7 protein-coding genes are annotated in these 13,836 nt (G+C 58.3%); 2 read left to right on the top strand and 5 right to left on the bottom strand.

The window, feature by feature from the left end; translation table 11 throughout:
- Positions 1 to 125: 125 nt before the first annotated feature.
- The 3 genes from ABIQ96_RS23115 to ABIQ96_RS23105 form a co-directional block, all read right to left on the bottom strand.
- Entirely contained in the window at positions 126 to 1,982 is a 1,857-nt protein-coding gene (locus ABIQ96_RS23115) for a glycoside hydrolase family 32 protein (RefSeq protein ID WP_348217019.1), read from the bottom strand.
- Between the two features lie 75 nt (positions 1,983 to 2,057).
- Positions 2,058 to 2,528, bottom strand: coding sequence for a hypothetical protein (locus ABIQ96_RS23110; RefSeq protein ID WP_348217018.1), 471 nt, complete (start codon positions 2,526 to 2,528; stop codon positions 2,058 to 2,060).
- A gap of 14 nt (positions 2,529 to 2,542) precedes the next feature.
- A complete protein-coding gene (locus ABIQ96_RS23105) occupies positions 2,543 to 3,928 on the bottom strand; it encodes a sugar porter family MFS transporter (RefSeq protein WP_348217017.1) in 1,386 nt (461 codons plus the stop codon).
- A 108-nt stretch (positions 3,929 to 4,036) separates the two neighbouring features.
- On the opposite strand from ABIQ96_RS23105, the gene ABIQ96_RS23100 reads away from it, so the two are divergent.
- Entirely contained in the window at positions 4,037 to 5,164 is a 1,128-nt protein-coding gene (locus ABIQ96_RS23100) for a GntR family transcriptional regulator (RefSeq protein ID WP_348217016.1), read from the top strand.
- Positions 5,165 to 5,174: 10 nt separating this feature from the next.
- On the opposite strand, the gene ABIQ96_RS23095 is transcribed toward ABIQ96_RS23100, so the two are convergent.
- Both ABIQ96_RS23095 and ABIQ96_RS23090 read right to left on the bottom strand, forming a co-directional pair.
- Positions 5,175 to 9,071 carry an autotransporter-associated beta strand repeat-containing protein gene (locus ABIQ96_RS23095; protein WP_348217015.1) on the bottom strand — a complete coding sequence of 1,299 codons (3,897 nt, stop codon included), beginning with the start codon at positions 9,069 to 9,071 and terminating at the stop codon, positions 5,175 to 5,177.
- A gap of 154 nt (positions 9,072 to 9,225) precedes the next feature.
- Positions 9,226 to 13,029 (bottom strand): immunoglobulin domain-containing protein, encoded by a 3,804-nt coding sequence (locus ABIQ96_RS23090; protein WP_348217014.1) that lies wholly within the window; start codon positions 13,027 to 13,029, stop codon positions 9,226 to 9,228.
- 267 nt (positions 13,030 to 13,296) lie between these two features.
- Between ABIQ96_RS23090 and ABIQ96_RS23085 the strand changes: the two genes are divergently transcribed.
- Complete coding sequence (locus ABIQ96_RS23085) at positions 13,297 to 13,737, top strand: transposase (protein WP_348217013.1); 441 nt, start codon at positions 13,297 to 13,299, stop codon at positions 13,735 to 13,737.
- Positions 13,738 to 13,836: the final 99 nt, after the last annotated feature.

The following is a 13,836-nucleotide window of genomic DNA, read 5'->3' as shown; positions in this document are numbered from 1 at the left end:
CATTCACCCGTTCGAGTTCGCCGTGGGCACGTAGAACCATGAGCCGACGGCAGCCCTCAGGCCTGCAAACCCAGACTCAGGGACTAAATATCCTCTGGCTTCAATTCGCCGGTCGAATCAACATCTCACTTCGATTCTCCAGACCAAATCGACTTGAGCTGGTGAATAACAAGCGAACGGATGGTGACCGTTCCCTCAGCCTCGAGAGTCAGGTCTTCCTGTTCCGGTAAGAAGTTGCGGGTGCAGGAAATTTCACCGTCGTTTATAAAGGTTTCCACCGATGCCCGGTCCACGAGGATTTCGACCGTCTTGATTTCCTCCTGTGCAGAATGAGGTCCAATGCCCGATTCCATGGTTTTTGAAGTCAGCACCACGGGAAAGCCCCGCAACCTGAATGTAAGCTTGGCCCCTTCCGGAATGGTCACCTCCGCTTGAATGCGGAACAACTCGCCGGATGCAGCGAGCGGCAGCACTTCTCCGGCCTCTAAAGTGCGACTACCCAACTTCCTTTCGGTCTTGTGGAGCAACTCCAGTTCCCGGATCGGTCGCCGGAAAATCCTAAGGCCGTCCTTGGTGTCGTGCAGGGTTAATTCGCAAGGAAACGAAACCTGCTGGCTGAATGGCATATCCTTGAAATCGGATCCACGCATCCACGCGAGTTGGATTCTTCGTCCGTCGGCTTTGTCGGTGTTATCGAAGGTCTGGGTGGCATAAAAATGTTGACCGCCGACGTCGCTGAGATAGCGCGGGGTCTCCTCCGTGAACTTTTTGCCGTCGAAGGTGCCTAGCGAATATCTACCGTCGGCATGGATCAGCGCCCATTTTTTGACAGAGGACTTTCCGACCACCGGCAGTTCGAAGAAATCGGGACACTCGAAGGCATCGTCGATCGGGTTGTTTTCGTTTTTCCAATCGAGCAGATTGGACGAAGTAAAGATATGATATTTCCCGCTGCCATACATCATCATGACCCAGTGCTTGGCTGGCTCATACCAGAAGACTTTCGGGTCACGCTCGGGGAACGTCAGGATGGGATTCTTCTCATAATGCTTCCAAGTCCGGCCATGGTCGAGGCTGTAGGAAATACAATGATCGGGCGAATTGCGTGACCAGAATGCCACCATCGGCGGATTCTTTTTATCAGGTGAAAGTCCGGAGCTGTTGTTATAGTCGATGACGCAGGTTCCTGACTGCACAGCGCTGTCGAGTTTCTCCTCCCAAAATGCGGGCTCCAATTCCCTCCAGTGAATCAGGTCTTTGCTCACCGAGTGAATCCAGCACTTGTTCCAACGCTGGGCAAAGAGGTGATATTCGCCATCATAATAAACAAGGCCGTTGAGGTCATTGAGCCAGCCGTCCTGCCTCATTCCCGGGTTCAGCCGGTCCATGACCCACTGCCGTGCCGTAATGTGGAACTGCGGACGCAGCGACTCCTGATAGAGCGTGCCTTTTGCCACCGGCATGGATTCCGGCCTGTCGGTCTGGACGATCTTGCCAACGTTGATATGTCCCCAACTCCCCTCCGCCTCGTCCACGACCCGGATCTGCGCATTCTTGCCGACGAATTCCTTCACATCCCATGAAGTGGAAGTCATTCGGTCACTGTTCCGGCCGGTAGCGCGTTTCACGGTTTTTCCACCGATCATCAAATCGACGCACGCATGCATCTCATAGTCGCCGCCGCCGATGCGGAACGAAATGTAGGGTTGGGAAATTTTGAAATCAGGTGAGGTCAGGGTTCCCGTCGGTCCGTCGCCCTCAACCTCACTGCTGGCTATGGAAATGTCGCCGGAGTTTTCGATTTCCAGGGTCTTGAGCAAGTCGCCTGAAACCGGTCCCTTCTTGAAAGCGTCACCACTCACTTTCCAATCGCCGTAATCAGTCGTGCCGAATTTCCCAATGGCCACTTCTTCCGCGAAACTGGTCGAGTAAGATAGCGGCAGGGCGCAGACGAGTCCAAGGAAGTGGTTTGCTTTGATCATGATCGTTGGTTTTTAATGTTAAGCGCAAGAACCCATGTCTTGTTTGAATATCGATTCATGTTCGATGAAGTTTGTTCAAGCGACGCTCTGGCACTCGATGACCATCTGATCCGTCGGGATTTTGAGAGCCAGTTCCGCGCCGTAATCAAGCCCGTCGACGAATGGCAGCAGCAACTCCAGCACATCCGGTTGCTGGAAATGTTCCGGCTTGGTGTCGGGATGAGGGAAATAGATGAGGCCGTTCACGTGTCCCCCGTCGGGCCGGACCAAACGGACGTCAAAGAACGAGAAGTCCTCCGCCGGCTCGGTGGGATGCCATTTCACCTGACGAAACGTATGGAGCGCGTGGCGTATGCGGTAATGGCATGGGGCGATGCTGACATTCAGCGTGCCCGGGTGATAGACTCCGAGATCCAGTCCCAGGGACTTGAAATGAGGATACTGCATCCGCAGCGTGCCGCCGGGGAAACGCGGATTGCCGTTCTGTCCGGATGCGACTTGATGGCCAGGCACAACGCGGGCGGTGATGGTTTGACAGGAAGTCATGTGTTTCTGCGAGATTAGATTTTTTTCTCCATGTCCTCCAAGGCCACCTGCTTGGTTTCCGGAAACATGAATCCCACTACGAAGATCTGAAGCAACATCATCGCGGCGAAAAACGCGAACGGTAAACCCGCACCCGGCTGGCCGACGTCTCTCGCCACAAGCGGGAACGTCCAAGAGACGAGCATCGCCATGAACCAATGGGTAAAGCTGCCGAGCGTCTGGCCCTTGCTCCGGACCGATGTAGGAAAAATTTCGCTGATGAAAACCCAGATCACCGCGCCCTGGCCGAACGCATGGCAGACCACGAAACCGCCGAAGAGCCAGACCAGCCAGTCACGGTGTTCCGTGCCATTGAAGATCCATGCGACGAGAGCCAAGGCGATGCCGCAGCCGATCGTTCCCCACATCAGCAGCGGCTTGCGTCCGGCCTTGTCGATGATGGCCATGCCGACCAGCGTGGCGATGAAATTGGCCCCGCCGAGCATGACCGACTGGAGCGCGCTGGAGTCCTTATTGAATCCCGCCATCGCAAAAATCGTGTCAGCGTAATACCACAACGCGTTGATGCCGCCGAGTTGATTGAACATCGCTATCGCCACCGCGAGAAAAATGATCCTGAAGTGCGCCTTGACGAAAAGCGGAGCGGAAGTTCCCACACTATCCCGATTCAGCGAATCGCGGATCGAGGAGAGTTGCACGGTAACATCATGAACACCGATTTTGCGCAAAACATCAGCGGCCTCCGCGGCCTTGCCTTTCATCATGAGCCAGCGGGGGCTGCGCGGGATGAAAAATAGAAGGATGAGAAATGCAAATGCCGGCAGCGCTTGCACGCCGAGCTTCCAACGCCATTCCACCGCTCCAAACTCCATCAGGCCGATCAGATAGTTCGACAGATAGGCAACCAAAACGCCGAGCACGATGTTGACCTGAAAGCACGCCACCAGCCGTCCTCTCCATGCGGCCGGAGCGATTTCCGCCAAATACATCGGACCTAACACCGAAGTGGCGCCAACCGCTATTCCGCCCAGGATCCGGGCGGAGACCAGCATCCACAAACCCGATGCGAAGGCGCATCCGATCGCGCACAACAGATAGAAGGCGGCGGCGATTTTCAAACAATCCCGTCGACCGTAGAGGTCGCCCGGTTTGGCTGCCGCCAGCGATCCGACCGCCGCGCCGATCAGGGCGGAAGCCGTCATGAACCCCTGCTCGTTCGCCGTGAGCTGGAACAATGCCTTCAACTGGTCCTGACAACCCGAAATGACCGCCGTATCGAATCCGAAAAGCAGGCCGCCCAAGGCACCGACCAAAGTGGCTCCCAACAGGGCTGCGGTGATTTTCGCCGGTGGAATCTCGTCCGACGCAGAGAGGGGTGAAGATGGGTTTGACACGTTCATGCTGCGGGGAGTTTTTGGCAGGACGGCAGAGGGCGACAACGCTCGAATTGACAGGATTAAAATAATCAGCCATATCCGGATCGGAATCGGAGCTGACAACTTATCTCTATGGACAACTCAACCAAGCACCATGCCATATCCCGCGAATTGGCCACTGAGATACTGGCCGGAAAGTACCGGCAGACCGGCCGCCTGCCCAGTGAAACCCAGTTGGTTAAGCGTTTTGACGTCTCAAGGCCCACCATCGGCCGGGCTCTTCGCAGTTTACAGGAACAAGGTCTGGTGGACCGTCGGGCGGGTTCAGGCACCTATGTCAGATCGAACAAGGAGCGCTTGCCTGATCCCCGCTCGACCAGTCCGCAACTTGGCATGATCGTCCCCAGTCTGAGGCAAACCGAAATTTTTGAATTGATCTGCGGAGAGCTCGCCAGCCTCGCCCGCGTTCACGACTACGGCCTGTGGTGGGGAGGCAGCGCGTCCCCGATCAGCGAGGCAAAAATGACGGTGGAGGAGGCGGAGGAACTCTGCACCCATTTCATTGAAAGGGGCGTGGCGGGGGTCTTTTTCGTTCCGTTTGAGCACCAGACAGATCGCGAGGCATCCAACCGCCGCATTACCGAGCGGCTGCGCCAGGCGGGCATTCCCGTGGTCCTCATCGACCGCGACATCGGAGGATTCCCCAACCGCAGCGAATTCGATCTCGTCGGCGTCGACAACTTCGCCGGCGGCTACATGCTGGCGGAACACCTGATCAAGCTCGGCATGAAGCGGCTTGCCTACGTCATGCGTCCGCTCACCGCTTCGACGGTGGATGCCCGCATCGCCGGGGCGCGGATCGCCATGCTGAACCACGGATTGGAAAATCCGCGGCAGTTCGTCCATTCCGGCGATCCCACGGACGTGAAATTCGTCCGCTCCTTCGCGCAGGCTCATCAGTTCGATGCAGTCCTCTGCACCAGCGACCACATCGCCGCCCAACTGCTGCAAACGTTGAACCGGTTAGGCATCAGCGTACCGAAAGACCTGCGGATCGTCGGCTTCGACAACGTCCGCTTCGCCAGTTTGCTGACCATCCCGCTGACCACCATGGAACAGCCCTGCCGCGACATCGCGCTGACGGCGTTCAACGCCCTGCTCGAGCGGATCGCTAATTCCACGCTTCCGCCGCGCACGCTGATGGTGACACCGCGGATGGTCGTCAGGGAAAGCTGCGGTGCCTATTTAAAACAGGCCTGAGCCTCCCGTCTTAATTGGCTGGCGAGTCCGCCCACATCGACTTGAGGGGATTCACGGTCATCGAGTGGATGACGACGCCCGCTCCCTCCGCTTTTACGGAAAGACCGGCCGCCGTGGGTTGAAAAAAACGAGTGCATGAAATCTCGCCCGTATTTGCAAATGACTCCACAGAAGCCCGGTCCAACAGAATTTCGACCGTCGAGATCTGTCCTTGCACCGGATAGGGTCCGGAACCCGAATCGAGCGTTGTGGATGTTAGAGCCACGGGAAAACCGCGCAGGTTGAAGGTGAGTTTGGATCCAGCGGGGATGGTCACTTGAGCCTGGATGCGGTACAGATCCCCGGAGGATGCGAGCGAAAGTTGCTGACCGGCGGTCATGCTCAGGTTGCTCCACGTTTGACCGGGCTCATGGAGCAGGTCGAGTTCGGCAACCGGCTGACGGAAGATCCGAAGGCCCGCCGGGGTCTGATGGAGCGTCATTTCACAAGGGAAGGAAACCTGCTGGCTGAAAGGCATGTTCGCGAAATCCGAGCCCCGGATCCAAGCGAGCTGGATGCGCCTGCCATCTCCATTTTCCACATTGTTGAAGCTCTGGGTGGCGTAGAAGTTGTAACCGCCGACGTCGCAGAAATAGCGCGGTGTTTCCTCGACGAACTGCGTGCCATCAAATGTGCCGAGCGAGTATTTGCCATCGGCGTGGACGAGCACCCACTTTTTCACCGAAGGATTTCCCATCACGGGCAGCTCGAAAAAGTCGGGGCATTCGAACGCGTTGTTGATCGGATGCGCCTGGTTCTGCCAGTTGAGCAGATTGGTGGAAGTGAAGATGTGATACTTGCCACCGCCATACATCATCATCACCCAGCGGTTGGTCGGTGCGTGCCAAAAGACCTTGGGGTCGCGTTCGGGGAAATCGAGGATGGGATTTCCGGCGTAGTGCGTCCAAGTACGCCCCTTGTCCAGGCTGTAAGAGATGCAGTGGCTATGGTCGTCATTGCGCGACCAGAACGCGACCATCGGAGGCGTATTGGGATTTGAAGACAGACCCGAAGTATTCTGATAGTCGATGACACAGGCACCGGATTGCACGCCGGTGCCGAGTCCTTCCTCCCAAAACGCTGGAGCCAATTCCTCCCAGTGGACGAGATCGGTGCTGACGGCGTGAATCCAGCATTTGTTCCACCGCTGCGCGAACAGGTGGTATTCCCCTTCGTAATAAATCATGCCGTTGAGGTCGTTGAGCCAACCTTCCTGGCGCTGCCCGGGATTGAGCCGGTCCATCGTCCACTGCCGCGCGGTAAAGTGGACCTGCGGACGCAGAGATTCCTGATAGAGAACTCCCTTTGCCAGCGGCAGCACCTGCGGCGCGTCGGTCTGGACGATGCGTCCGACATTGACGTGCCCCCATGCACCCTGCGCTTCGTCCACGATCTGGATGCGGGCGGCTTTTCCGATAAATGGCCGGACATCCCACGACGCAAGCGTCAAGGAGTCGTTGTTCCTGCCGGTGGCGCTCTTCACCACCTTGCCGTCGATCAGCAAATTGAGGCAAGCATGGTGCTCATAATCACCACCGGCGATACTGTAGGAAATGTAACGCCGCGCGATCATGAAGGTGCCGGACGTCAGCGTGCCCATCGGTCCGTCGCCCTGGATCTCGCTGCTGGCGACTCCCCCGTCCGCGTTCTGTATCCCAAGTTGGGCAATGAGCGGGCCAGTGGCCGGGCCTTGGCTGAACGCCGTTCCGGTCGTCGTCCAACTGCCGTAGTTCGGCCCATCGAAATTCCCAACAGCCAGATTCTCACCCGCGTAAGGAGAAATTTCGACGCGCATGAATCCCTTTGCCCCCTGCCCAACGAGACTGAAAGTGCGGTATTCATATCCCATCGGAACCGATGGAAGACCCGTTGTCACCGGGGCGACGGGAACAACAGTCGCGGTGAAATCCGTGAGGTCGTTTGTGCCGTTCACCGAATAAGTGTAGCCATCCTTCGTCGCGGATGGCGACGGACTACCGGTGAACGCCGGAGTGCCGGCACGAACAGCAATAGTTAGCACGGCCGATTGGGAGGCCGTGGGATCGGGTTTGAGAATGTGGACCCGAGGGGGAACGGGTCCATTGTTAGGGTCGCCACCGAGAGCGAACTCCAGCGAGTTTGACCCACCATCCTTGTCCGGGTCCGCTTCAGGTCCCACGACCGCAGGATTCGCCTCGCCCGGGAAAAATCCGGAAATCCACGCACCGAATGGAGAACCTCCCGGTTGCACCAAAGCGATCTGATTGCCTCCGAGATAGTTGTAATCCACCGTATAGCCGGCTGGGAGTCCGGTCACCGAGGCAAACGGAGTGGGCTGAGATCCGGTGTACGATGCGATGACCATCACCGGTGCTTCGGCGGGATTCAGTTCGGTGATGGCAAGAGTGGCTCCGCTGACATCGAGAGTCCCACTGACAACCAGCTTGTCCGAAACCGGTCCGTCGATCTCACAGGAATAACTGCCGGAAATCGTGGTCGCTCCGGCGGTGAATACTCCTATCGAGACTCCAGGCGCGATGGCAGCCCCGGGCAAAACCGTTAATGCTCCCGCCACCGTTCCTGATCCGCTCAGAATCCCGGCGGACACCATCGTCGCTCCGCTGTAGGTATTGACGCCGTTTAGCGCCAGCGTGCCTGCGCCTGATTTCGTTAGGCCGCCGGTGCCGCTCATCCTGGGACTCACCTGAATGTTGAAGCCGTTGGTGTCGATTTTCGCTCCGCCCGCCTGAATGTTGATATCCCCATTCCCGAAAGCATTGAAAAGCTCTCCCGTATTCGTCGTGCCCGCCAGCCTGATGAGGCCGCCGTTGAGGAGAAAGGAAACCGCACCACCGGCCTTATGGATTCCCGGCGTTTCGAGCGTTCCACCATTCAGGGCCATCACGTTGTTTCCGCCGCGGAAGGCGACGCCGGCGCCGGCATCCTCGCCATTGTAAGCGTGCCCCTTGAGCGTCCCACCGTTGATCGTTAGAGAAGCCGTCGAACCGCCGATACCCAGCCACACTTGCCGCGCGGAGTTCACGGTCGCGTTGCCATTGAGGGTCAAAGCTCCGTTAGCGAGCGTGCTGTCGGCTCCGACGATCACGTAAGTTCCCGCGGTCACGGTCGAATTGTCGGAAACGGTCATGATGCCCTTGGCCGAATCAAGTTTGCCGATCACCACGGCGAGCACTGTGGAAACGAAAGCATCATTCTTCACTATCAGATTCCCCTGGGTTGGCGCGGAGCCGATGAGTCCCACGGTGATTTCCCGTCCGCACGTCAGCTTGCCGGAGTTCTCGACAGTGATGCTTGAGTTGGCATTGCCATTCGCCACACCCACGTTGATGTCGTTTGCAGTGGTTCTGAGCTCCGCGTTACCGCTGATTTTGAGAGTGCCCTTTCCACCGGTGTCGCGACCAATGTTGGTGGTACCGCTGGTAGTGACCAGGGCGTCGCCAGACAGGGAGAGGGTTCCGGTGCCGCCGCGGGTGCCTACCCAAAATTCATTGCCGCTGGTGCTGGTGAGCGTTCCGCCGCTCATGGCGAATGTGCCGACACCGGTGCCGCCGTTGGCATTGGTGCCGCCGATCATGACTTGGGACGTCGCGGTGATCGAGCCTCCATCCTGGAGGATGGAGCCAATGCCGGAAAAGTTTCCCACCGAAAGCGTCGTCACGCTGAATGCGTTGCCCGTGGTGACCGCGGCGGTTCCGCTGTTAGCAATATTTGCCGTAGTGGCGGCTGGAACCACTCCCCCCGCCCAGTTCGCGCCCGTGCCGAAAGAGCCGGTCATGCCGCTCCAGTCGATCGCGCCGGCAACGGTCGGAACCAGCGCCGGCATGAGTTGAAGGATGCTCCTCAAATGCCGCAGGGCTTTTCGACTCATGAAACGATGGCACATGTCAAAATCGGATTTTGGTAAATATTGGAATCACTACTAAATACATCGGTTCCGGAGAGGCTGGCAGAAACCCATTATGCCAGCTACTCCGGAACACTCATATAATCCGCCCATGGACGGAAATCTAATGAACCGTTAATCAAGGCATGGAAGCTCGGATACGGCCGAACAGCTTGCCGCCGCTGGAGTTGACGGCGGGGATGTGGACGGTGACTGCGTCTGGTGTGGAACTTTCATTTACGGTGACGGTGACGCCCGTGGGATAGCTGCCGCCGGCCTGGGTGATCGGGATGTCGGTCCAAGTGCCGTCGAGGTCGGAGTCGCGTTGGACGAACAGCGTGGCGCTGCCGATGGAGCCTTCCTCGCGGTTGAAGGTCAGGGTGAGTCCGTCCGACGCGCTGCTGGTGGCGACAACGAGAGAAGCCGCATCCGGGGCCAGCGGATTTCCTCCGAGGATCCATTCCAGACCGTTTGAAATCCCATCCTTCTCAGGATCGGCGTTGAAAGCGGTTTCCTTACCGGGAGAACCGTCCAGGCCTTTGGCCGCAGCCCATCCGATGTAGGGATCGGAACGGGTCAGGGTAAGGTCCACCTGGGTGCTGCCGTAGTGAATCTGGTAGGTATTTCCTCCGACGGTGAACTCCGAGTTTTGGGCAAGACCGGCGAATGTTCCGGTAATGGAAGCGCCTTCAAGAATGACCAGCGTGGTTCCTACTGGAATGACGCCGCTGCCGATGCTCGTGAATGAGACGTATGCACCTGTGACGCCAATGGGACCCAAAGACACCAGTCCGTCCGACTGGCCGGAGGTGCTGTCGATTTTCAGCGCAAGCGTGGAACCGCTGGCGAAAGCGGCGCTGCCGCAGCTGAAGGAGCCGATGGCGGTGTCTCCCGGTGCGACCGTCGCACCATTCGCGACAGTGAGAGGGGAAGCGTTGCTGTTGCCGTAGCCGGCGAGAATTCCTGCATTCACCAGGGTGGGACCGCTGTATTCATTGAAACCGGTGGTGGTCAGGATGCCTGTTCCGTTTTTGATCAATCCGCCCGCCCCGGTGATCGGTCCGGAGAGCCTGATGTTGTGGCCCGCCGTGTCGAAGGTGGTGCTGCCGGTGAGTGTCATTGACAGCGACGAAGCCCAGTCGGCCGCCGCGGCAACGATTCCACCACCGAGTTCGATGGAGTAGAGTCCGCTGAAACTGGTGATTCCGCCCGTTCCGACAGTCAATACGCCACCGGTCATGCTGTAAACACCGGTGCCTGTCGCCAGGTTCGCACCCAGATCAAGCTGGCGCACGTTGATGTTTCCACCGGTTTGGGTAAGACTGGAACTGATAGGACCGATGGCGAGGCCGAGCCGCTTGGTGCTCATTTCGAGAGTTCCGCCGTTCATCGCATAGGATGCGGTGGTGCCGCCGCTGGCGCTGGCACCAATGATTGCTTCGCCGCGGTTGCTTGGATTGTAGGTGACGATTCCTCCGTTCTGAATCATGGAACCATTGCCTCCGTCCCTGCCAATGACCCATGAATCGTTGAAAACGCCGGTGATGTTGAGGCTGCCGCCGGTTTCCACGGTTAGGGATGAGTTTGCCCCCGTCAAGTTGCCGATCCAGAGGGTCGTGCCGCCCGTTCCGGTGATGTTGGTCGGCCCGGAAATCGTTAGGTTACTGTTGAGGGTAACGAGACCGGCGAAGGTATTGGCTCCGCTCAAGGCTTGGGTGCCGGTGGCCGCACTGAGGCTGCCGGAGAACGTATTGTTTCCCCCCAGTGTCACTGTGCCTGAACCGGGGTTGAGGATGAGATCACCCCCGACCGTGGTAATCCCATTGAGAGCGAGATCACCACCATTGACCACCATTGCGGATCCGAATGTCGCCGGGCCAATCAGGGTGATAGATCCGCTGCCGGATTTCAACAAACCACCGGAGCAACCGATAGAGCCAGCACCGCCGAGGGTGTAGTTCTTAAAACTGTTGTTGAAGGTGATGGAGGAGGTCGAAACGCTGGCAGCGATATTCAACGCCGGGGTAGCCGATCCCGAGTCATCGAAGGTCACCGGGTCACCGTTGACAAAAGCAGTCGGACCCGAGCCGGCATTCCAATTGTTGTTGGAAAAATCCCAGTTGTTGAAGATTCCATCTCCCACCCAGACGAGCTGGCGACGGCTGGTGCCGAACACCACGTCCGACCATGACTGGCCGAGGCGGATTTCATCATGTTTCACGGTCCTGCCGTTGTTGAAAGCCGCGAATGACATGCCATTGAACGACATATCTGAGGTGGCCAGCTTGGTGAGTGTCGCCACACCGGGCTCGGTGGAGGATAATGGATTCTGATAGACATAGACATCGTCGTTGCCGGCCTTGAAATCGATGCGCACGACGTAGAAATTCACCGCAGTGCTGCCCGGGCCGATGAGCGTCTGGGTGCCACCGGTGCGAAGGCGCACGTCGGCGGACGCCACGTCGTTACCGACGCCACCAATTCGGCCGGGGTCGCCCAGATCTCCGCGATGGAGTTCGAGTTCGTAAAACGAGCTCGTCCCGTTAGGTTGCTGCAAGAAGCTAAGGTAGATCGTCTTGCCGTCGGCCCCGATGTTTCCGCTGCCATCGACGTACCCCGCCCCACCGAGCCTGCCTCCGGGGGTGGTATCCAGATACCGGCCTTCCCTTCGTCCGTTGGTGGTCAGCGAGCTGTTTCCCAGCGAAACCGCGTCATATCCGTTAGGAGCATTCGTTCCGGCGGCGAGGTTTCCATCGATCACATTTCCCCCTCCTCCGCTGACGGCCGCCCATGCGCTGGCCCAGCCGAAACCGCCGGTTTTTCCGGGCAGATTTCCGGTTCCCGCAGCGTAGTCGAATCCCTCGTAAGCCAACAAGCCCGGGGGCGCAGCCAAAACCGTTACGTGGGCTGCATCGGTCGTCGCCGTGCCGCTTCCGTTGGTCGCCGTCAGGTGATAGTCGGCTGTATCCGCGAGTTGCACATTGCTCAGCGTGAGCGTGGCCTTCGTGGCACCACTGATAGGATTGACACCCTTGAACCACTGATAGGCCGGGAGCGGCGAACCGCTGGCCGCTGCTGTCAATACGACGGAGCCGCCGACATAGCTGGTGGATGCCCGCGGTTGGCTGGTGATGGCCGGCTGTGCAGCGGGAGGAACGGTCACATCCGCCCATGACTGGCCGAGACGGATCTCGTCATGTGCCACGGTTCGGCCGTTGTTGAAAGCGCCGAAGGAAAAGCCGTCGAATGACATGTCCGCAACGGCCAGCCTGGTCAACGTGGGTGTCGGCTCCGTTGCGGTGGTCGGATTTCGATAAACGTAGACGTCGTCATTCCCTGCCTTGAAGTCGATGCGCAACACATAGAAGTTCACCCCGGTGTCGCCCGCTCCCAGCGACGTATGGGTGCCACCGGGCGCGCGCAGGTTCACATTGTTCGTGTTGGTGTCGTTGCCGATGCCGCCGATGCGGCCGCCGTCGCCCAGATCGCCGCGATGAATCTCGAACTCGTAGTAAGAAGTTATTCCGTTAGGTTGTTGGATGAAACTCAGGTAAACCGTCGTGCCGTCCGCTCCGATGCGACCACTGCCATCGACGTAACCGCGGGAGCCGAACGGCCCGCTGGCGGAGGTATCAAGAAACCGCCCGATCCGACGGTTGTTCGGCAGGTTCGAGCTGTTTCCGATTGAACGGGGATCGTAGCCCGAAGGCGAGTTGCTTCCGGCGGCAAGGCTTCCGATCACCACGTCGGCACTGCCGTTGTTGACCGTCCGCCACGTGCCGCCCCATCCCGAACCGCCGTTCAGGCCGGTTAGATTTCCGGATCCGCTGGCGTAATCGAATCCTTCGTAGGCCAGTTGAGCCGCCTGCGAGGCAGTTGGGACCAGCAGCGCCCCGGCGAAGAGCCCGGCGGCTTTTGCGATTATGTGCTCGTTCAATTTCATGCGCTTGGATTTTTGAATTTGGAATTTGTTAAACAGAGGTCAGCAGCCAAATTTCGATGGTTGACCTGAAGGCGACCATGTCTGTCAGCATTCGAAACGGGGAATGACTAAATCGCCCAGACGGACAGTTTCCGGTAGTGACATTTAACAACCTGTCACTGACTGCATTCAAGGGTGCGAGTCCGTGATCGGGCCTCGCAAAGGCGAAGCTGGATGCCGGCGAGTTTGTCACCGGCGTGCAGACCCTAGCGGTGGCTCGAACAGAGCATGACATCATCCGGGCTTACTAGACTGTGTGGCAATGGCTCAGAAGCCGGTGGAATTCTGCTGATGCGGTGCCCCAGCCACTCCCAAAAAAGCATCCCGAAGCGGCGGAGAAGCGTTCCGGCAAGCAGCGGCGAGGAGAAGCTCAGGAAACTCATGGAAGCCAACGAGGCCCTGGCAACGGCCTATGTGCTCAAGGAGCAGTTCCGGGCCATCTCCACGTTCCGCACCTTGGGCTGGGCACAATGGGCGTTGAAAGACTGGTGCGGGATGGCCGGCGCAAGCGGGCTGGCCCCCTTCAAGAGGCTGGCGAGAGGATTCATGGCACTAAGTGCCAGAGTCTGCGGATTCGTGAAGCACGGCCTGACAGCCGGATTGATAGAAGGGTTCAACAACTCGATCTGCATCGCCACCGATCTTAGAGGCTGTCTTAAAAACATCTGATTCCCAACTTTTAATCTGTACTAATCCGGTCATGTATTGGAGAAGCTTGCCATGCCAAGTTATCCTAGCAGCCTGACCGACGCCGAATGGGAAATCCTC

Origin of the sequence: Luteolibacter sp. (genome assembly GCF_039920825.1) — a bacterium.
In the GTDB taxonomy this organism is placed as follows: Bacteria; Verrucomicrobiota; Verrucomicrobiia; order Verrucomicrobiales; family Akkermansiaceae; genus Luteolibacter.
Note: the sequence above shows the minus strand (reverse complement) of the source record. Positions and strands in the feature narration are given on the sequence as shown.